15 protein-coding genes, 1 rRNA gene and 2 other annotated features are annotated in these 19,592 nt (G+C 65.1%); of the genes, 5 read left to right on the top strand and 11 right to left on the bottom strand.

The annotated features are described in order from the left end of the window. Positions 1–392: 392 nt before the first annotated feature. Together hemE and acnA are read right to left on the bottom strand one after the other, a co-directional pair. Positions 393–1,460, bottom strand: a complete 1,068-nt coding sequence (hemE, locus tag ACY3GB_RS19185) for a uroporphyrinogen decarboxylase (protein WP_463090133.1) — start codon at positions 1,458–1,460, stop codon at positions 393–395. Positions 1,461–1,577: 117 nt separating this feature from the next. Next, positions 1,578–4,250 carry an aconitate hydratase AcnA gene (acnA, locus tag ACY3GB_RS19180; RefSeq protein WP_463090132.1) on the bottom strand — a complete coding sequence of 891 codons (2,673 nt, stop codon included), beginning with the start codon at positions 4,248–4,250 and terminating at the stop codon, positions 1,578–1,580. Positions 4,251–4,399: 149 nt separating this feature from the next. Here acnA and fumC point away from each other — a divergent pair, with 149 nt between their 5' ends. After that, complete coding sequence (fumC, locus tag ACY3GB_RS19175; protein ID WP_463090131.1) at positions 4,400–5,785, top strand: class II fumarate hydratase; 1,386 nt, start codon at positions 4,400–4,402, stop codon at positions 5,783–5,785. A gap of 18 nt (positions 5,786–5,803) precedes the next feature. Here fumC and ACY3GB_RS19170 read toward each other — a convergent pair whose 3' ends face one another. The 4 genes from ACY3GB_RS19170 to ACY3GB_RS19155 form a co-directional block, all read right to left on the bottom strand. After that, the gene (locus ACY3GB_RS19170) at positions 5,804–6,658 is read right to left on the bottom strand and encodes a hypothetical protein (RefSeq protein WP_463090130.1); all 855 of its coding nucleotides are present in this window, start codon (positions 6,656–6,658) and stop codon (positions 5,804–5,806) included. 42 nt (positions 6,659–6,700) lie between these two features. Continuing rightward, complete coding sequence (locus ACY3GB_RS19165) at positions 6,701–7,216, bottom strand: chromate transporter (RefSeq protein ID WP_463090129.1); 516 nt, start codon at positions 7,214–7,216, stop codon at positions 6,701–6,703. Continuing rightward, on the bottom strand, positions 7,213–7,770 hold the full coding sequence (locus ACY3GB_RS19160; protein WP_463090128.1) for a chromate transporter: 558 nt from the start codon (positions 7,768–7,770) through the stop codon (positions 7,213–7,215). Before ACY3GB_RS19160 ends, ACY3GB_RS19165 begins: the two co-directional genes overlap by 4 nt. A 68-nt stretch (positions 7,771–7,838) precedes the next feature. After that, positions 7,839–8,705: a LysR substrate-binding domain-containing protein gene (locus ACY3GB_RS19155; RefSeq protein WP_463090127.1), complete on the bottom strand. Its 867-nt coding sequence runs from the start codon at positions 8,703–8,705 to the stop codon at positions 7,839–7,841. Positions 8,706–8,827: 122 nt separating this feature from the next. Between ACY3GB_RS19155 and ACY3GB_RS19150 the strand changes: the two genes are divergently transcribed. Next, positions 8,828–9,424, top strand: coding sequence for a short chain dehydrogenase (locus tag ACY3GB_RS19150; protein ID WP_463090126.1), 597 nt, complete (start codon positions 8,828–8,830; stop codon positions 9,422–9,424). 103 nt (positions 9,425–9,527) lie between these two features. Here ACY3GB_RS19150 and ACY3GB_RS19145 read toward each other — a convergent pair whose 3' ends face one another. Then, on the bottom strand, positions 9,528–10,565 hold the full coding sequence (locus tag ACY3GB_RS19145) for a methyltransferase (protein WP_463090125.1): 1,038 nt from the start codon (positions 10,563–10,565) through the stop codon (positions 9,528–9,530). Positions 10,566–10,967: 402 nt separating this feature from the next. Between ACY3GB_RS19145 and ACY3GB_RS19140 the strand changes: the two genes are divergently transcribed. Next, a complete protein-coding gene (locus ACY3GB_RS19140) occupies positions 10,968–11,681 on the top strand; it encodes a hypothetical protein (protein ID WP_463090124.1) in 714 nt (237 codons plus the stop codon). A 64-nt stretch (positions 11,682–11,745) separates the two neighbouring features. Here the strand turns inward: ACY3GB_RS19140 and parE are convergent, their stop codons facing one another. Together parE and ACY3GB_RS19130 are read right to left on the bottom strand one after the other, a co-directional pair. Beyond that, positions 11,746–13,710, bottom strand: coding sequence for a DNA topoisomerase IV subunit B (parE, locus tag ACY3GB_RS19135; RefSeq protein ID WP_463090123.1), 1,965 nt, complete (start codon positions 13,708–13,710; stop codon positions 11,746–11,748). A gap of 115 nt (positions 13,711–13,825) precedes the next feature. After that, entirely contained in the window at positions 13,826–14,350 is a 525-nt protein-coding gene (locus ACY3GB_RS19130) for an RNA pyrophosphohydrolase (protein ID WP_463090122.1), read from the bottom strand. A gap of 185 nt (positions 14,351–14,535) precedes the next feature. Here ACY3GB_RS19130 and pssA point away from each other — a divergent pair, with 185 nt between their 5' ends. After that, the gene (pssA, locus tag ACY3GB_RS19125; protein WP_463090121.1) at positions 14,536–15,879 is read left to right on the top strand and encodes a CDP-diacylglycerol--serine O-phosphatidyltransferase; all 1,344 of its coding nucleotides are present in this window, start codon (positions 14,536–14,538) and stop codon (positions 15,877–15,879) included. Between the two features lie 87 nt (positions 15,880–15,966). Next, positions 15,967–17,757 carry an ATP-binding protein gene (locus ACY3GB_RS19120; protein ID WP_463090120.1) on the top strand — a complete coding sequence of 597 codons (1,791 nt, stop codon included), beginning with the start codon at positions 15,967–15,969 and terminating at the stop codon, positions 17,755–17,757. On the opposite strand, the gene ACY3GB_RS19115 is transcribed toward ACY3GB_RS19120, so the two are convergent. Continuing rightward, positions 17,754–18,767, bottom strand: coding sequence for an ion channel (locus ACY3GB_RS19115; RefSeq protein WP_463090119.1), 1,014 nt, complete (start codon positions 18,765–18,767; stop codon positions 17,754–17,756). The two genes, ACY3GB_RS19120 and ACY3GB_RS19115, sit on opposite strands and share 4 nt — an antisense overlap. Before the next feature lie 119 nt (positions 18,768–18,886). Next, positions 18,887–19,001 (bottom strand): 5S ribosomal RNA (gene rrf / locus ACY3GB_RS19110). Between the two features lie 136 nt (positions 19,002–19,137). Continuing rightward, positions 19,138–19,403, bottom strand: a sequence feature (23S ribosomal RNA rRNA prediction is too short). A 19-nt stretch (positions 19,404–19,422) separates the two neighbouring features. Further along, positions 19,423–19,582: a sequence feature (23S ribosomal RNA rRNA prediction is too short), on the bottom strand. Positions 19,583–19,592: the final 10 nt, after the last annotated feature.

The raw sequence follows: 19,592 nt of genomic DNA, 5'->3' as shown, positions 1-19,592 counted from the left end.
AATCAGTGTTTCCACTGGATTGCACAAAAATTAATCAAACGTAAAATCTCTTTTATTTCAACAACTTACGAATATTAATTTTTTTTAACCGCCGCGCTTGACAAGGTTTGACCCAGGGTCTAGGCAGTGTGCATAACTCGAAGAACACCAGCCGCGCCCGCTGTCAACCCGCATCTTCCCGTAGCCAGGCGCCAATATTGTCAACGAGTGAATTTATGCAACAGGAACGATGGCAAGCGGCTGAATACCCCCGCGCTCGGCCATGCCGACTCTCCGGGAAAAATTAATAAATCCTTAAAAAAACAGCATCTTTTAATCAGCTTCGCTCAAAGCGGCAGTCACAACGCACCGACATGGTGCGGCGCGTTTTCCGCCCGCCCCGTTTCGGCGCGTCAGGCCGCGCCGTGATAGCCGCGCGACAGCCGATGCACCGCCTCCACCAACGCGCCGGCGTGGGCCGGATCGGCGAATTGCGAGATGCCGTGCCCCAGATTGAACACGTGGCCGCTGCCCTGGCCGTAGCTGGCCAGGATGCGCGCCACTTCGCGCTCGATGGCCGCCGGCTCTGCGAACAGCGCGTTGGGGTCGAAGTTGCCTTGCAGCGCCACCTTGGCGCCGACGCGCGCGCGCGCCTGGCCGATGTCGGTGGTCCAGTCCAGGCCCACGCAATCGGCGCCGATGGCAGCGATGTCTTCCAGCCACTGGCCGCCGCCCTTGGTGAACACGATCACCGGCACCTTGCGGCCGCCGGCCTCGCGCTTGAGGCCGGCGACGATGCGCTGCATGTAGGCGAGGGAGAATTCGCGATAGGCGGCATGGCTGAGCGCGCCGCCCCAGGTGTCGAAAATCTGCACCGCCTGCGCGCCGGCGTCGATCTGGGCGTTCAGGTAGGTGATCACCGACTGGGTGTTCGCCTCCAGAATGTGGTGCAGCAGCTCCGGGCGGCTGTACAGCATCGCCTTGACGTGGCGGAAGTCGTCGGAGCCCCCCCCCTCCACCATGTAGCAGGCCAGCGTGAACGGACTGCCGGAGAAGCCGATCAGCGGCACGCGACCATCCAGCGCCTTGCGGATGCTGGCCACCGCGTCGAACACATACTGCAGCTTGCCCATGTCGGCCGGCTCCAGCGCGCGGATCGCCGCCTCGTCGCGCAGCGGACGCTGGAACTTCGGCCCCTCGCCTTCGGCGAAATACAGGCCCAGCCCCATCGCGTCCGGCACGGTCAGGATGTCGGAGAACAGGATGGCCGCGTCCAGCGGAAAACGGTCCAGCGGCTGCAGCGTCACCTCGGTGGCGTAGTCCGGGCTGGTGCACAGGCCCATGAAGCTGCCGGCGCGGGCGCGGGTGGCGCGGTATTCCGGCAGGTAGCGGCCGGCCTGGCGCATCATCCAGATCGGAGTGTATTCGACCGGCTCCTTCAGCAGGGCCCGCAGGAAGGTATCGTTTTTCAGCTGGGTCATGGCATCACGCGGCTATGGAAATCAGCGGGCATTATATCCCAGCCGACCCTGCCGCCGGCGCGGACAAATGAAAACGGCCGGAAAACCCGGCCGTCTCTCCATCCCGGCCTGGCGCGGTCAGGACAGTATCTGCCTCAGCACATAGGGCAGGATGCCGCCATGGCGGTAGTAATCGACCTCCACCGGCGTGTCGATGCGCAGCGTCAGCGCCAGTCGCCGCTCCAGGCCGCCTGGGCCGCGGATCACCAGCGTCGCCTGCTGCCGCGGCTTCAACTCTCCGTCCAGCCCCTCCAGATCGAAGGTTTCGCCGCCGCTGAGGCCGGCGGCGCTGTCGCTATCCTGGAACTGCAAGGGCAGCACGCCCATGCCCACCAGATTGGAGCGGTGTATCCGCTCGAAGCTCCTGGCGATCACCGCGCGCACGCCCAGCAGCCGGGTGCCCTTGGCCGCCCAGTCGCGGCTGGAGCCGGTGCCGTATTCCTCGCCGGCGAAGATCACGGTCGGCGTGCCCTCCGCCTGGTAGGCCATCGCCGCGTCGTAGATGGACAAACGCTCTCCGCCCGGCTGGCGCAGCGTCAGCCCGCCCTCCACCGGCTTGCCGTCCACGTCCGGCGGCAGCATCAGGTTGCGGATGCGGACATTGGCGAAAGTGCCGCGCATCATCACCTCGTGGTGGCCGCGGCGCGAGCCGTAGCTGTTGAAATCGGCTGGCTTGATCCCCTGCGCTTGCAAATAGAGCCCGGCCGGCGACGAGGGCTTGATCGATCCCGCCGGACTGATGTGGTCGGTGGTGACCGAGTCGCCGAAGATGGCCAGCGCCCGCGCGCCGTGCACCGGCTTGGGCGCGGCCGGCGCCATCGCGAAATCGGCGAAGAACGGCGGCTCGGCGATATAGCTGGACGGCTCCCAGCCATAGGTTTCGCCGGCGGCCGCCGCGATGCCGGCCCACAGCGGGTTGGCGTCGGCCAGGTCGCGGTACAGCCGGCGGTAGGTTTCCGGGTCGGCGGTCTGCGCCAGCGCCGCGCCCACCTCGTCCAGGCTGGGCCAGACGTCGCGCAGGAACACCGGCTTGCCGTCCGCGCCCTCGCCCAGCGGTTCGCGCTCCAGGTCGATGTCGACGCGGCCGGCGATGGCGAAGGCGACCACCAGCGGCGGGCTCATCAGGAAATTGGCCTTGATCGCCGGATGGATGCGCGCCTCGAAATTGCGGTTGCCGGACAGCACCGACGCGCACACCAGGTCGCCGGCGGCGATTGCCGACTCGATCTCCGGCGCCAGCGGACCGGCGTTGCCGATACAGGTGGTGCAGCCGTAGGCGACCACGCCGAAACCCAGCCGCTCCAGCGCCGGCAGCAAGCCGGCCTTGGACAGGTAGTCGGTGACCACGCGCGAGCCCGGCGCCAGCGAGGTCTTGATGTGCGGCGCCACCGCCAGCCCGCGCGCGGCGGCTTTTTGCGCCAGCAGGCCCGCGGCCAGCATCACGCCGGGGTTGGAGGTGTTGGTGCAGGAGGTGATCGCCGCGATCAGCACCGAGCCGTGCGTCAAGCCTTCGGCGGCCGCCCCGTCCGGCGTCTTGCCGTAGCCGCCGGCGGAGGCCGGCTTCTGCAGCAATTCGCCGAAGCGCGGCTTCAGCTCCGTCAAAGCGATGCGGTCCTGCGGCCGGCGCGGGCCGGCGACGCTGGGCACGATGGACGCCAGGTCCAGCGTCAGCGTTTCGCTGTAATCGATGTCTCCTTCCTCCGGCATGCCGAACAGCCGCTGCGCCAGGAAGTAGCGGCGGAAGGCGTCCACCTCCTCGGCGCTGCGGCCGGTGGCCGCCAGGTAGTCGGCGGCGCGCTCGTCCGGCGGGTAGAAGCCCATGGTCGCGCCGTACTCCGGCGCCATATTGGCCAGCGTCGCGCGGTCCGGCAGCGTCAGCGACGCCGCGCCGGCGCCGAAGAACTCGACGAACTTGCCCACCACATTCGCATTGCGCAGCAGCTCGGTCACCGCCAGCACCAGGTCGGTGGCGGTGACGCCGGCGGCGAGGCGGCCCTTCAGGTTCACGCCCACCACGTCCGGGGTCAGGAAATACACCGGCTGGCCCAGCATGCCGGCCTCGGCCTCGATGCCGCCCACGCCCCAGCCGACCACCCCCAGCGCGTTGATCATGGTGGTGTGCGAGTCGGTGCCGACCAGCGAGTCCGGGTGATAGACGTCGCCGTCGCGCAGCACGCCGCGCGCCAGGTATTCCAGGTTCACCTGGTGGACGATGCCGATGCCCGGCGGCACCACCTTGAAAGTGTCGAAGGCCTGCATGCCCCACTTGATGAAGCGGTAGCGCTCGGCGTTGCGCCGGAACTCCAGCTGCATGTTCAGATCCAGCGCGCCCGCCTCGCGGAAATGGTCCACCTGCACCGAGTGGTCCACCACCAGGTCCACCGGCACCAGCGGCTCCACCGCCGACGGCGGCTTGCCGAAACGGGCGGCGACGCCGCGCATCGCCGCCAGATCGCACAGCAGCGGCACGCCGGTAAAGTCCTGCAACACGATGCGGGCGACGACGAAAGGGATCTCCTCGGTGCGCGGCGCCTTGGGCCGCCAGCCGGCCAGTTGCCGCACATGCGCTTCGGTTATACGCTGGCCGTCTAGATTGCGCAGCAGCGACTCCAGCACGATGCGCAGCGACACCGGCAGCCGGCCGACATCGCCGATGCCGAGTTCGGCCAAAGCCGGCAGCGAATGAAAGCGGACGCTGTGGCCGGACGCCAATTGGAAATCTCGCAGACTGTCTTGCGCTTGCAGGGACATGGTGAACTCCGGTGAGCGCCGGCCAAGGAGGCCGGCGTGGCCGCGAAGGGCGGATAAGAACGCATCCGCCGCCTGGGTCTGACATCCTGCATCAGGATAGAATAGGACCGGCTTTGCCGGCGCAAGTTCGAACAGGAAAGGATGATGGCATGACGAAAGCCGTACGCAGCGAAACCGACAGCTTCGGTCCGATCGATGTTCCCGCCGACGCGCTATGGGGCGCGCAAACCCAGCGCTCGCTCGCGCATTTCCACATTTCCAGCGAGAAAATGCCGCCGGAGCTGATCCAGGCGCTGGCCCGGGTCAAGCGCGCCTGCGCCGAGGCCAACCGCGAGCTGGGCAAGCTCGACGACGCCAAGGCCGCCGCCATCGTCGGCGCCGCCGATGAAGTGCTGGCCGGCCGCCACGACCGCGAATTCCCGCTGTCGGTGTGGCAGACCGGCTCCGGCACCCAGAGCAATATGAATATGAACGAGGTGCTGGCCAACCGCGCGTCGGAGCTGCTGGGCGGCCGGCGCGGGCCGGAACGGCTGGTCCATCCCAACGACGACGTCAACCGCGGCCAGTCGTCCAACGACATCTTCCCCACCGCGATGCACGTCGCCGCCGCGACCCAGCTGGCCGAGCGGCTGCTGCCGTCGCTGGGCCAGCTGCGGCGCGCGCTGGAGGCCAAGGCCCAGGCTTTCGCCGACATCGTCAAGATCGGCCGCACCCATCTGCAGGACGCCACGCCGCTGACGCTGGGCCAGGAAATATCCGGCTGGGCGGCGCAGCTGGCGCTGGCCGAGCAGGCGGTGCGCGCGGCGCAACCCATGCTGTGCCAGCTGGCCGTCGGCGGCACCGCGGTCGGCACCGGCCTCAACACCGATCCGCGCTTCGGCGGCGCGGTGGCGGCCCGGTTGGCCGAGCAATCCGGCCTGCCGTTCCAGAGCGCCGACAACAAGTTCGCCGCGCTGGCCGGCCACGAGCCGCTCGTGTTCGCCCACGGCGCGCTGAAAACGCTGGCCGCGGCGCTGATGAAGATCGCCAACGACATCCGCTGGCTGGGCTCCGGCCCGCGCAGCGGCCTGGGCGAGCTGGCGCTGCCGGAAAACGAGCCGGGCAGCTCCATCATGCCGGGCAAGGTCAACCCGACCCAGTGCGAGGCGATGACCATGCTGTGCTGCCAGGTGCTGGGCAACGACGCGGCGCTGGCCGTCGGCGCGGCGTCCGGCAATTTCGAACTGAACGTGTTCAAGCCGCTGATCGCGCACAATTTCCTGCAAAGCGCGCGGCTGCTGGCCGACGGCATGGACAGCCTGCGCGGGCACTGCGTGGACGGCATGGAGGCCAACCGCGCGCGCATCGCCGAATTGATGGCACGCTCGCTGATGCTGGTCACCGCGCTGAATCCGCACATCGGCTACGACAAGGCAGCCGCCATCGCCAAGTACGCCCACCATCACGGCACCACGCTGCGCGAGGCGGCGCTGGCGCTGGGCCATCTGAGCGCCGAACAGTTCGACGCCTGGGTCAGGCCCGAAGACATGGTGTGACGCCGGACTGGAGAACGCTCAGGGATGGAACCACAGCTCGCGCCGCGCCAGCGGCGTGGCTTCCGGCAGCAGCGGATTGGGCAATTCGATGATGGCGCGGCCGGACAGCTTGAGCTCGCGCAGATGGTCGCTGTTGAACGCCTTGAACAGCTGTTCGAAGCTGCCGTCGCGCACCCCCTTCTCCAGCCCTTGCTGCAGCATGCGGGCCAATTCCGGCCGCTGCGGCGAAACGAAGAAATAAAAGGCGGTCGGGTAGTGCAGCAATAGATACGGGTCGAGCATCAGCCCCTTGCTGTTGGGCGACTCAAGCTCTTGCTGCACCTCGATCACGCTGCGCGGGAAGTAGTCGTAGCGATGCTGGCGCAGCATGGAGAACAAATTGGGATAGTCCGGGCTGGTCAGCACCGGCAAGCCGGCATGCTGCAGGATCTGGGTATCCGGCCAGTCCTGCCCCTGTCCGGCGCGGAAGGCCGCCAGCTGCGGCAAGGTCTTGACGCTCTTGAACAGCTGCGGCCGATCGGCGTTGATCAGCGGCACCCGCCAGCCTATCAGGCCCTTGTCCAGCGGAATGCGCACCGTCAGCAGCTTGCGCTCGCGCTCGCGGCTGGTCATGCCCCAGAACAGATCCACGCGGCTGTCCGGACGCTGCATCTGCTCCATCGCCCGGCCCTGGTTCATGTCGCGCGCGGCCAGCAGCGCGCAGCGCTGCCCCATCTCGCTGCAGGCCAGCTGCAGCAAGGCCTGGATGTACGGCCAATGCGGATCGTTGTCGCCGGACACCAGCGCGTAAGTGATGGACACCCCTTCCGCCCGCGCGCACAGGCAGCACAGGCAGCACAGGCACAGCATCCCTATCCGCAGCAATTTCGCCATGTCTCGCCTTTACGGAAACGCTAAGGCCATTATGGCAACGGTTTACAGCCAGCCCAAGCCCCCCGCCGCGCCGCCCAGCAACAGCAGCCACACCGGGTTCCAACTCCGCTTCCACGCCAGCAGCGCCACCGCGGCGCTCAAGATCCAGCCGCCCAAGTCGCGGTTGGCCGCCTGCAGCAACAGGCAGGCGCTGGCGCCCACCAGCCCCACCGTCAGCGGCAGCAGCGCGCGCGACAACAGCCCGGCCAGCTCGCCGCCCTGGTTGGCCGTCCACCAGCGGGAAACGTAGAAGCTCAACAGCGACGACGGCAAGCACATGCCCAGCATGCTGACCAGCGCGCCGGCGACGCCGGCCACATGCCAGCCCACCAGGCTGACCACCAGCACATTGGGGCCCGGCGCGGCCTGGGCGATGGCGAACAGCTCGGCGAACTGGCCGGCGCTCATCCAGCCCTCGGCCACCACCAGCCGCTGCAGCTCCGGCAGCAGCACATTGGCGCCGCCTACCGCCAGCAGCGACATCAGGCTGAAATGCCACAGCAGCACCAGCAGGATCATGTCGCCGCCCTTCCCCGGCTCAGCCAGGCCAACGCCAGCGCCAACGGCGCCGAGGCCAGCAGCACCCACAGCAGGGGCAGGCGGAACACCGCGATGGCGGCGAAGGTGGCGGCCACCACCAATGCGCTCCACAGCCGCCGCTCCAGCCGGGACAGCAGACGCAGCGCCATCGCCAGCAGCAGGCCGGCCGCCGCCGCGGCCAGGCCGTGCATCACGTGCTCCACCAGCGGCAGCTGGCGGTAGCGGCCATAGGCGGAAGCCAGCAGCAGCACGATGACCATCGGTGCCAGCAAGAGGCCGCACACCGCCGCCAGCGCGCCGGACGGCCCGTGGAAGCGCGCGCCTATCGATACCGCCATATTGACGATATTGGGACCGGGCAGCACCTGGCACAGGCCCAGCTGCTCGGCGAAGTCGGCCTCGGACAGCCAGCGCCGCTTCAGCACCAGCATGCTGTGCGCCTGCGGCAGCACGCCGCCGAAACCGCTGACGCCGATGGAGAAGAAGCCGGCGAACAGCTCGCGCCGGCAGGGAAGAATCAGATCGCTATGCATGCCTTGACACTACTCGCCGCCGAAAGACTATACAAACGAGAAATTCTGACAGGGGCGGTCACCAGCCCTCACAGCTCGCCCAGCCGCTCGATGATGAAATCGACGAAAACCCGCAGCTTGGGCAGCGGCTGGCGGTCGGCCGGATAGATCAGGTGCATGGGCTTGGGATCGGGCAGATAGCCGTCCAGCAAGGACACCAGCCGCCCCGCCGCCACGTCGTCGGCCAATAGCGCCTCGGCCTGCAACACCAGGCCGGCGCCGGAGAGCGCCAGTTGGCGCAGCGCCTGGCCCTGGTTGCACTGGAAGCGGCTGGCGCGCATCCTCACCCCGCGCGGCTGCGCCAGCGCGTCCCAGCCATCGTCGCGCCGCCAGCGGCTGAAGCCCAGGCAATCATGATCCGCCAGATCGGCCGGCGTCGCCGGCGCGCCGCGCGCGGCCAAATAGGCGGGTGAAGCGGCGATCATCATCCGATACGGCCGCAGTCGCCGCGCCACCATGCCGGAATCGGCCAGGCGGCCGATGCGGAACACCGCGTCGTAGCCATCGGCCACCAGGTCCACCAGCTGATCGCTGAGCTCCAGCTCCACGCCGATCTCCGGATAGCGCGCCATGAATTCGGCCAGCAGCGGCGCCAGCCTCAGCGTGCCGAAGGTGACGGAGGCGTTGATCCTCAACACGCCCCGCGGCTGCGCCCGCAGCAGCGCCGCCGCGTCTTCGGCGGCGGCCAGTTCGGCCAGAATGGCGCGGCAGCGCTGGTAATAGTGCTGCCCCAGCTCGGTCAGCTGCTGGCGGCGGGTGGTGCGCACCAGCAGCTTGCCGCCCAGCCGTTGCTCCAGCGCGGCGATATGCTTGCCGACCATGGGCTGGGACAACCGGTGCGCGTCGGCCGCCGCGGTGAAGCTGCCCTTCTCCACCACCGCGACGAATAATTCCATGCTGAGCAGGCGATCCACCGATTAAAAACTCCAGGTTACCAATCCTGTTCATCATAGCGGATTAATCAATCCTGAGAATGCGCGCACACTGCCGACATCGCAACCCGCAATGGAGAATCCCGATGAAAATCCTGCTCGTAGGCGCCGCCGGCACGCTGGGCCGCGCCGTGCACCAAGCCTTGTCCCACCACCAGATCGTCACCGCCGGCCGCAACAGCGGCGAGCTGCGCGTCGACCTCACCGACAGCGCCAGCGTGCAGCGGATGTTCGAGCAAACCGGCCGTCTGGACGCCATCGTCAGCGCCGCCGGCAGCGTGCACTTCGCCCCGCTGGCCGAGATGAGCGCCGCCGATTTCCGCATCGGCCTGAACGACAAGCTGCTGGGACAGATCGACCTGGCGCTGACCGGCCAGCACTATCTGAACGATGGCGGCTCGATCACGCTGACCAGCGGCATCATCAGCGCCCAGCCCATCCGCCAGGGCGCCAACGCCACCGCGGTCAACCGCGCGCTGGAAGGCTTCGCCGCCGCCGCCGCGCTGGAGCTGGGCCGCGACCGCCGCATCAATGTGGTCAGCCCCAACGCGCTGCAGGAGTCGTGGGACGGCTACGCGCCCTACTTCCCGGGCTTCGAGCCGGTGCCGGCCGCGCGCGCCGCGCTGGCCTACCTGCGCAGCGTGGAAGGCATCGCCAACGGCCAGACGCTGACCGTGTGGTAAATTCCCAGTCGACGCGCCCGCAGCACGCTGCGGCAAAGAAAACAGCCGCCCGGCGCCATCCCGCGCCAAGCGGCCGTTTGCATGCCCCCCGCTCGGCGATGCGTCAGACCGCTTCGGCCTCGATGATCGAAGACAGAGCCAAAGTCGGTAAAACGCTGTTCATCCGGAAGCCCGAGGAACCGAGCAGGGCATCGAATTCGGACTCCGTTCGTTCGCGCCCCCGCACCGTCATTAACATCACGATATCCAAAGCTACGGCCGGATGGGCGGAACCGTCGTCGGGCAAGACCGCTTCGATGACCAGCAGCTTGGTGCCGGGACGCATCGCGCTGCGCACATTGCGCAAGATCTTCACGGCATCCTCATCGGAAAAGTCGTGCAGAACATTCTTGAGCAGATAGACATCTCCCGGCACGGTCAAGTCCGAGAAAATGTCGCCCGCCACTACGCGGCAGCGTCCTTTGAACCCCTCTCCATCCAATAAATGGTTTGCGATGGTTTCAGGCCTATCCAGAAGAACACCGCTCAAACCCGGATGCAATGCAAGCACCTCTCTTAGCAATCCCCCCCTTCCCCCCGCGATATCCACTACCATCGCCCGTTCCGGAAAGAGATAACTGCGCGCGATTTTTTCATTGACGCCGGAGGTAATGGAAACCATGGCCTTATCGAAAACCTGGCTCTTTGCGGAATTGCTTCGCAAATATGGAAAGAACTCCATGCCATGAAACGCTTCAAACCCCGCCCTTCCCGACATCAAGGTATCTGGCAGGCCTGCCGCAGAATGGCGAAATATTTCATCGGTAAACAATAATACCGCCTCGCGCTGAGAATTGACTGCATCAGCGCATAAGCAACTACCGGCGGAGGACAGGTTCCATTTCCCATCATCATCTTTATGAAATAAGCCTTTCATGGCCAATAATCTCAGCACTCTCTCCAGCGGCTCCGTGATGACTCCCGCCTGAGCCGCCAACTCGCCCGCTCCGATTGGACCGCCAATCAAAATATCTGAAATATTATGCAACACTACAGCTCTCAACGCTGAAGCATAAATATGACCATACATCAGATCATGCAATAAAGATGATTGCCGATGGCTATTGAGCGCAGCCGAAACAGGGGGAGAAGAGGAGAACATGAAATGCCTTTCCATAATCAGAACAACGTGTAAATTTTACCAAAAATCCTCAATAACCACTATAAAAATATGGCATCCCCGGTAAAAATATACCCATTCTCGCACTTGAAAATATCCCCATATATGATCTAAAAAAATCCCCACCATTTGATTATCAACTCAAAATCGCGACTAGATAAATTCAAAAAAGTCCATACCCAATATCAACAAGACCAGAGATGAAAACCTCAAAACTCACCTCTAAGAAATCAAGCCGTACGCCTAAAAAATCACGGCTAAGGCAGACTCAATCTCCTCGCCTTCAATGCCAGCTCGATAGAGGCCGAGCCGCCACCAGGCCAAGCGGCGTAACCCGCATCCAAGCCCGCCTATACTGCATCTGTCGCAACCGCGGGAGGCCGCATGAAGCCCATCCTGTGGAGCAGGTTAGCATTGCTCCTATGCCCACTCTTTCTCCATGCCGAGCCGATACCGGCATACAGCCAGGCGATAGAGCCCTGGGGCGACGCCGCCAGCGGCGACGGGCTGACGCCGCGGTTTCTGCGCTGGCTGGCCGAACAAGGCGGCCTGCGGCTGAAGCAGGACACCCGGCCGCTGCCGCGGCTGGTGGAGGACATGAAAGCCGGCCGCGACGCGTTGGCGCTGATCACCGCCTCGCCCGAGCGCGACGCCTTCGGGCTCGAGCTATGCCACCCCGCCGACATCCGCCTATCCGTGGTCTACCGCCTCGGCGCGCGCGAATTGCGGGCCGCCGACCTGAAACTCCGCCCCGTCGGCATCTTGCGCGGCACCCATACGCTGGATGCCTTCATCGCCCAAAGCGGCGCCTTGCCGGTGCTGGTCAGCGACATGCGCCAGGGCCTGGGCATGCTGCGCATGGGCAGGCTGGACGCGATGATGTGCGTGCGTCCCGGTTGCGGCCGCGTGCTGCGCGAGATTTCCGCGCCCGCCGACCGCTGGGCGGAGCTGGCGATCAGCCGCGAGCCGATGGCGGTGTATGTGTCGCGCGCCCATCCGCTGTCGAAGGATGAGGCCGCGCTGGCGCGGCTGAAAGCGGCCTGCGAGTCTGCCGAGGGCCGCGCCAGGATGGCGGCGCTGTTGGCGCGCTACGACTAGCCATGAAAAACCCCGCGGGCCTTTCCAGGCCGGCGGGGTTGCGGGACATACGGACCGTGCCGGATCAGATGTCGGCTTCGACTTCGTTGCCCTTGGCCTCCATCCAGCCGCGGCGGCTGGACGCCTCGCCCTTGCCCATCAGCATCACGAACATGTCCAGCGTTTCCTGCAGCATGCCGGGGCGCACCTGCACCTTGACCAGGCGGCGGGTGTCCGGATTCATGGTGGTGTCCTTCAGCTGCTCCGGGTTCATCTCGCCCAGGCCCTTGAAGCGGGAAATGCTCCACGCGTTCTCGCGCACGCCCTCGCTGCGCAGCCGGTCGAGGATGGCGGTCATCTCGCCCTCGTCCAGCGCGTACAGCTTGCGCGGCGGGCGGGTCTTGCCCTGCCCCGGCACGTCGACGCGGAACAGCGGCGGCTGGGCGATGTAGATGTTGCCGTTTTCCACCAGGCGCGGGAAATGGCGGAAGAACAGCGTCAGCAGCAGCACCTGGATGTGAGAGCCGTCGACGTCGGCGTCGGACAGGATGGCGATCTTGCCGTAGCGTTGGCCGGATAGGTCCGGCGCATCGTTCGGGCCGTGCGGGTCTACGCCGACAGCCACCGAAATGTCATGGATTTCGGCGTTGGAGAACAATTGGTCGCGGTCGGTCTCCCAGCTGTTCAGCACCTTGCCGCGCAGCGGCAGGATGGCCTGGTATTCCTTGTCGCGCGCCAGCTTGGCCGAGCCGCCGGCGGAGTCGCCCTCCACCAGGAACAGCTCGTTGCGCTCGATGTCCTCGCTCTCGCAGTCGGTGAGCTTGCCGGGCAGCACCGCCACGCCGGAGCCCTTCTTCTTCTCCACCTTCTTGACCGACTTGAGACGGCTCTGCGCCTGGCGAATGGCCAGTTCCGCGATCTTCTTGCCGGCTTCCACATGCTGGTTCAGCCACAGCTCGACCGGATCGCGCGCCAGGCCGGAAATCAGCTTCAGCGCGTCGCGGCTGGTCAGCTTGTCCTTGGTCTGGCCCTGGAACTGCGGGTCCAGCACGCGGGCCGACAGCACGAAGCGCACGCGGCTCCAAACATCCTCGGCCATCAGCTTGACGCCGCGCGGCAGCAGGTTGTGGTGGTCGACGAAGCTCTTCACCGCGTCGAACACGCCTGCGCGCAGCCCGGCCTCATGGGTGCCGCCCACCGGGGTCGGAATCAGGTTGACGTAGCTCTCGCCGCTGGCGCCGTCCTCGAACCAGGCCATCGCCCATTGCGCGCCCTCGCCCTTGGCGAACTGCTCGTGGTCGTCGCCGATATAGGCTTCGCCGGCAAACAGCGGCGCCACCGGCTCGTCGCCGTTGCACAATTCGGCCAGATAGCTTTTCAGGCCTTCCGGATACTGCCAGACCTTGACCTCATCGCCGCTAGGCTTTTCCACCGTCAGCGTCACCGCCACCCCTGGCAGCAGCACGGCCTTCGCGCGCAGCAGCCGCTCCAGCTCCTGCATCGAGTAGCGCGGGCTTTCGAAATACTTGCCGTCCGGCCACACCCGCACCCGGGTGCCGCTGGTGCGCGCGCCGCAGTCGCCCACGCGCGCCAGCGGTTCGATCACGTCGCCGCCGGAAAACACCAGGCGATGCACGCCGCCATCGCGCTTGACCTCGACTTCCAGCCGGGTGGACAGCGCATTGGTCACCGACACGCCGACGCCGTGCAGGCCGCCAGAGAAGGCGTAGGCGCCGCCGTCCTTCTTGTTGAACTTGCCGCCGGCGTGCAGCCGGGTGAAGACCAGCTCCACCACCGGCACGCCCTCCTGCGGATGCAGGCCCACCGGGATGCCGCGGCCGTCGTCCTCGACGCTCAGCGAGCCGTCCTGGTGCACGGTGACGGCGATCTTGCGCGCGAAGCCGCCCAGCGCCTCGTCAGCGGCGTTGTCTATCACTTCCTGGCAGATATGGGTGGGGTCGGTGGTGCGGGTATACATGCCGGGCCGCTCTTTCACCGGCTCCAGCCCCTTCAGCACCCGTACCGAGGATTCGTCGTATTGTTGAGTCATGTTCTGGTCTTGCCCTGTCGGCGCGTCACGTCGACGCCGCCCGCGATGGGCGGCACAAATGAAGACAGCGGGCATTGCCCGCCGTCGCTGTACTGCGAAAAGCGTCGCTCGCCGCTCACTGCTCGCTCTGGGTGGAGGTGCGCGCCAGGTAGGCGTGATAGCTCTCCACGCCGCGCAGGAAACGCGCCAGTTCGGACAGCGCGCGCTCGTAAACGTCATGCTTGAACTCGATCACCGCGTCCACCGGCGCCCAGTAGTCGTTCCAGCGCCAGCCATCGAACTCCGGATGGTTGGTCGCGCGCAGGCAAACGTCGCTGTCCCGCCCCACCAGCCTGAGCAGGAACCAGATCTGCTTCTGGCCCTTGTAACTGCCGCGCCATTCGCGGCGTACCCAATTCGTCGGCACCTCGTAACGCAGCCAGTCGCGCGTGCGTCCCAGTATCTTCACGTGCTGAGGCAGCAAGCCCACCTCCTCCAGCAGTTCGCGGTACATCGCGGCTTCCGGGCTCTCGCCCGGCTTGATGCCGCCCTGCGGGAACTGCCAGGAATGCTCGCGCACGCGCTTGCCCCAGAACACCTCGTTCTTGGCGTTGGTGAGGATGATTCCGACGTTTGGGCGGTATCCGTCCCGGTCCAGCATGGAAAAAACCTGCAATTCGTTAGTTACCGAATTTTTGCACATTTCACGCCGCCTTGCCACGCGCGCCCGCTCCATTCCCGCCTCGACGCCGCTTGACCCATATCACCATGGCCAGGCGGGCACTCCCCCAAACCGCCCAAACGATGCTACGATTCGCCGATTGAACGTCATTCCACTGCGCATTCATGGCAATCCTGCTGAACCGACCCACGCTGTCCCGCCTGCCCTGGCTATCTCTGCGGCCCGAGGACTTCACCACGCTGCTGCAGACGGCCGATTTCCGCCTCCGTCTGCTGGAGGCCATCGCGGCGGCGACGCGGCGCGTTTACCTGTGCGCGCTCTACCTGGAAAACGAAGAAGCCGGCCAGGAGGTCTTGGACGCGCTGTACCAGGCCAAGCAGCGCTGCCCGCAGCTGGATGTCAGAGTGATGGTGGACTGGCACCGCGCGCAGCGCGGCCGCATCGGCGAGGATCAGTCCCGCTGCAACGCCAGTTGGTATCGGGAAGAGGCGCTGCGCCGCGATCTGGACATTCCGATCTACGGCGTGCCGGTGCAAACGCGCGAGCTGTTCGGCGTGCTGCATCTCAAAGGCTTCGTCATCGACGACACCGTGTTCTACAGCGGCGCCAGCCTGAACAACGTCTACCTGCACAAGCTGGACAAATACCGCTTCGACCGCTACCACTTGGTCCGCAGCCCCGAGCTGGCCGACGCCATGGCCGGCTTCATGAACGAACAGTTCTTCAACGATCCCGCCGTATTCCGCCTGGACAAGCCCACGCCGTCCACCCGCAGCATCCGCAAGGAAATCCGCCAGTTCCGCGACAAGCTGGCCCATAGCCAGTACCGCCCCGCCATGGCCCGCATCGCCGCGCCGGACGAGCTGGCCATCAGCCCCGTGGTCGGCATCGGCAAAGGCAATCGGCTCAACCGCGCGATCCTGGACGTGATCGCCAGCGCCCAGCGCCGGTTGTTCATCTGCACGCCTTATTTCAATTTTCCGCGCGCGGTGGTGCTGGAAATCAACCGCGCGCTGCGCCGCGGCGTGGAAATCGACATTGTGGTCGGCGACAAGACCGCCAACGACTTCTACATCCCGCCGGAACAGCCGTTCCGCGTGATCGGCGCGCTGCCCTATCTGTACGAGATGAACCTGCGCCGCTTCGCCAAGCGCCAGCGCCAATACCTGAGCCGGGAACAGCTGCGCATCCACCTGTGGAAGGACGGCGACAACACCTACCACCTGAAAGGCATCTGGAGCGACGACCGCTACATTCTGCTGACCGGCAACAACCTGAACCCGCGGGCCTTCCGCCTGGATCTGGAAAACGCGCTGCTGCTGCGCGATCCGCAAGGCGCGCTGCGCGGGCAGAGCGATGTCGAACAGCAAAGCATCCTGCGCCATGCCTCGCCGCTCTCGCATTACCGCCAGCTGGAAGACGTGCGGGCCTATCCCGAGCAGATCAAGAAGCTGCTCACCCGTCTAAGCCGGGTGCGGATAGACCGGATGCTGAACCTGATGTTGTAAACGCCTCCCACAGCCCCGCCACCGCGGGGCTTTTTGCCGCCCTCGGCTATGATTAAGCGGTGAACCAGAGTCAACGTGGAGAGCCCGATGCGCGCCGCCGTCGACGTGAAAACCGCCAATCTCGCCGTCGGCCACGATTACGCCGAGAAATGGCAAGAAGTGCTGGACCTGCTGGCCAGGCTGCTGCGCATCCCGGCGGCGCTGATCATGCGGGTGCAGCCGCCGCGGATCAAGGTCTTCCTGTCCAGCCACAGCGACGGCAATCCCTACGAAGAGGATGAGCTTGCCGACCTGGGCACCGGCCTCTACTGCGAAACCGTGATGGCCCGCCGCGCCGAGCTCATCGTCCCCAACGCCCTGTCCGACCGCGACTGGGACCACAATCCCGACATCAAGCTGGGCATGATCTCCTATATGGGCCTGCCTCTGGTCTGGCCCAACCAGGACGTGTTCGGCACCATCTGCGTACTCGACAGCGAGGAAAACCCCTACAACGCCACCTACCGCCAGTTGCTGGCGCAGTTCCGCGCGATGGTGGAGCGCGATCTCAAACAAATCTACAACGACAAGGCGCGCGCGGAGGAAGACGCGGCGCTGCGCGCCGACGAGGCCGAGCGGGTCCGCCAGGAATTCGAGCGGCTGCGGGCCGGCGAGCGCAAGGCACTGCAGGCATTGCGCGAGAGCGAGGAGCGCTGGCACTTCGCGCTGGAAGGCGCCGGCGACGGCGTATGGGACTGGGACCTGTCCAGCGGCGGCGTCTTCCTCTCCAGCCGCTGCCAGCAGCTGCTAGGCCTTACCGCCGCCGAAACCGCCGGCTTCCAGCTATGGCGGACCCGCATGCACCCCGACGAGCTTCCCGCCGTCCAGGCCGAGCTGGCGAGCTATCTTCAACGGCCGGAAGGCTCCTTCGTCTCGGAGCACCGCTTCCGCAGAGGCGATGAATGGATCTGGCTATTGGGGCGCGGCATGGTGGTCAGCCTGGACATCCATGGCCGCCCCTTGCGGATGATAGGCACCTATTCCGACATCACCGCGCGCAAAGAGGCCGAAGCGGAACTGCACCTGCTGAACAACCATCTGGAAGAAAGAGTCGCGGCGCGCGGCGCCGAGCTTCAAGCGGCGATGCATCAGATCAGCATCGCAGAAAAGCAGGCCGCGCTGGCGCGGATGGTGGCCGGCATGGCCCACGAGCTGAACACGCCGATAGGCACTGTGCTGCTGTGCTCGTCCCAGATCCGCGCGGACATCGACTCCATCGTCGCCGCCGACGCGGAAAAGCGCCTATCGCGCAAGGGACTGCAGGAATTTCTGCAAAAAACCGGCGAAACCTGCGAACTGCTGCAACGCAATAGCGAACAGGCCGGAGACCTGATCGGCCGCTTCAAGCAGATCGCGGTCGACCAGCTGGACCAGCCCAAACGCAGTTTTCATCCCGCCAAAGTCATCTCCGACCTGCTGAAGACGCTGTTGCCGGCCGAACACCATCCCGACATCCGGATAGACCTGCGGATTCCCGCCGAGCTGGTCATTGAAAACTATCCCAGCGCGCTGGAGCAGCTGGTTTCCCACTTGGTAGCCAACACCCTGGCCCATGGCTTCGACGAAAAAGGCCGCGGCGCCATCCGCATCGACATCGGCCGCGACCACGACCAACTCACCCTGATTTACGCTGACGACGGCAGAGGCATCGCCCGGGAACTGCACAGCAAGGTATTCGACCCCTTCTTCACCACCCGGATGGGCCAAGGCGGCATGGGGCTGGGGCTGGCGCTGGTCCACAACATCGTCCAGGCCATCCTGAAAGGACGCATCCACCTGGAGAGCGAGCCGGGACGGGGAGCAACCTTCATCATCACCTTTCCGGCGAATCCCAACTAGTCCGCGCCCAGCTCAGGAGCTTGCCGCCCCGCCTGATCCTCGCGGGGCGGCAACGGCTCCACCTCCTGCAGGCGCTGATAGTCGACATGGTCGTTTTCGTCCTCGTCGGTGTAGATGAGATCGGCGAAAGCATGATTCCAGCGGATATCCTGATGCGAGAAAGTGTGCCGGGCCACCATCGGCTGAATGGTGGTTTCGTCGATGCCATTGACCGACAGAATCAATTGCGCGCGGGCCGCCGCCAACGACGCCGCATCGCGCCGGTGCAAGGGGCTGCTCTCGTCTATCTTGTGCACCAGCGTCCACCCCAGCACGAACATCGGATGCTGATCGCGCACCAGATCCAGGTCATACAGCTTGCGAAACGACGTTCCTTCCGCCGTGGTCTCATGCTGCAGCAGCCGCAGCCGGGCGCTGGCATCGATGATCACATTGTTGCGGGCATTGGCCGCCCGCAGCATCAGCACTAGCTCACCGTTCAAGGGCCGCACAACCGGGCTGTTGGTAAACACGATGCGCGCTCTGGGCCGTGAAAAGCGGGCGAAAGTCATGCCGGTAATCAGCGCGATGCTCATCATTCCGATGAAGATCTCCAGCATCGAAATCCAGTGGGTATACAGCGTCTGCGGATGCATGTCGCCGTAGCCGACGGTGGCGAGGGTCTCGACGCTGAAAAAGAAGGCGCCGAGAAAGCCTTGCGGAAACTGATTGGCGATGCCGCCGGGCTGCAATTGATACAGTCCGGCGAACAGCAGGTTCAATGTGATGAAGGAGGCGGCGATAAACAGATAAAAATGCAGCCAGCTGATGGTCATGCAGTAATGGTAGAGGTCGTGCAGGGAATGCCGCGGCAGGCTGTGAATGAACAGGCTGCGGCCGCCTGCGTCTATTCGCTGCGCTGGTTTGCTTGTGCGAGGGGCCATCTGCTGCGTCCTTGGATACGGATGGCTGATTGTGTGAGGGATGCCGACGGACGTCAACGACGCGCGGCTCGAGCGGATGCGGGGCACGCAAAGACCATCTGGAAACGCCGCAGCCCCGCCGGTAACCGGTCGGGGCTGGGGGGCGCATTTCGCGCGCGCAATGCAAAAACCCCAGCTCGTCTGAGCTGGGGTTCTGCGTATGGGGCGTCTGGCGGTGTCCTACTTTCACATGGCGAATGCCACACTATCATCGGCGCTAAGGCGTTTCACGGTCCTGTTCGGGATGGGAAGGCGTGGGACCACCTCGCTAAGGCCACCAGACATAAACTGGCACAAACTTGAAGAAGCCTGGGCTGGTATTCAACCAGCCCGCATATATTCGGTATTTGATGTACGTCGCACATCCACTCTCGTCACTTAGCCTCGCTAAGCCACTCAAATGATAGGATCAAGCCTCACGAGCAATTAGTATCGGTTAGCTTCACGCCTCACAGCGCTTCCACACCCGACCTATCAACGTCCTGGTCTCGAACGACTCTTCAGGGAGGTCAAGCCTCCAGGGAAGTCTCATCTTCAGGCAAGTTTCCCGCTTAGATGCTTTCAGCGGTTATCTCTTCCGAACTTAGCTACCCGGCTATGCCACTGGCGTGACAACCGGTACACCAGAGGTTCGTCCACTCCGGTCCTCTCGTACTAGGAGCAGCCCCCGTCAAACTTCCAACGCCCACTGCAGATAGGGACCAAACTGTCTCACGACGTTTTGAACCCAGCTCACGTACCACTTTAAATGGCGAACAGCCATACCCTTGGGACCGGCTACAGCCCCAGGATGTGATGAGCCGACATCGAGGTGCCAAACACCGCCGTCGATGTGAACTCTTGGGCGGTATCAGCCTGTTATCCCCGGAGTAC

This window comes from Chromobacterium sp. Ag138, from assembly GCF_055181315.1.
Note: the sequence above shows the minus strand (reverse complement) of the source record. Positions and strands in the feature narration are given on the sequence as shown.

Coding starts and splice junctions, on each gene's coding strand:
- ACY3GB_RS19165 (WP_463090129.1), bottom strand. CDS start 7,216: ATGATCCTGCTGGTGCTGCTGTGGCATTTCAGCCTGATGTCGCTGCTG.
- fumC (WP_463090131.1), top strand. CDS start 4,400: ATGACGAAAGCCGTACGCAGCGAAACCGACAGCTTCGGTCCGATCGAT.
- ACY3GB_RS19160 (WP_463090128.1), bottom strand. CDS start 7,770: ATGCATAGCGATCTGATTCTTCCCTGCCGGCGCGAGCTGTTCGCCGGC.
- ACY3GB_RS19140 (WP_463090124.1), top strand. CDS start 10,968: ATGAAGCCCATCCTGTGGAGCAGGTTAGCATTGCTCCTATGCCCACTC.
- ACY3GB_RS19170 (WP_463090130.1), bottom strand. CDS start 6,658: ATGGCGAAATTGCTGCGGATAGGGATGCTGTGCCTGTGCTGCCTGTGC.
- ACY3GB_RS19120 (WP_463090120.1), top strand. CDS start 15,967: ATGCGCGCCGCCGTCGACGTGAAAACCGCCAATCTCGCCGTCGGCCAC.
- acnA (WP_463090132.1), bottom strand. CDS start 4,250: ATGTCCCTGCAAGCGCAAGACAGTCTGCGAGATTTCCAATTGGCGTCC.
- ACY3GB_RS19145 (WP_463090125.1), bottom strand. CDS start 10,565: ATGTTCTCCTCTTCTCCCCCTGTTTCGGCTGCGCTCAATAGCCATCGG.
- parE (WP_463090123.1), bottom strand. CDS start 13,710: ATGACTCAACAATACGACGAATCCTCGGTACGGGTGCTGAAGGGGCTG.
- ACY3GB_RS19130 (WP_463090122.1), bottom strand. CDS start 14,350: ATGCTGGACCGGGACGGATACCGCCCAAACGTCGGAATCATCCTCACC.
- ACY3GB_RS19155 (WP_463090127.1), bottom strand. CDS start 8,705: ATGGAATTATTCGTCGCGGTGGTGGAGAAGGGCAGCTTCACCGCGGCG.
- ACY3GB_RS19150 (WP_463090126.1), top strand. CDS start 8,828: ATGAAAATCCTGCTCGTAGGCGCCGCCGGCACGCTGGGCCGCGCCGTG.
- hemE (WP_463090133.1), bottom strand. CDS start 1,460: ATGACCCAGCTGAAAAACGATACCTTCCTGCGGGCCCTGCTGAAGGAG.
- pssA (WP_463090121.1), top strand. CDS start 14,536: ATGGCAATCCTGCTGAACCGACCCACGCTGTCCCGCCTGCCCTGGCTA.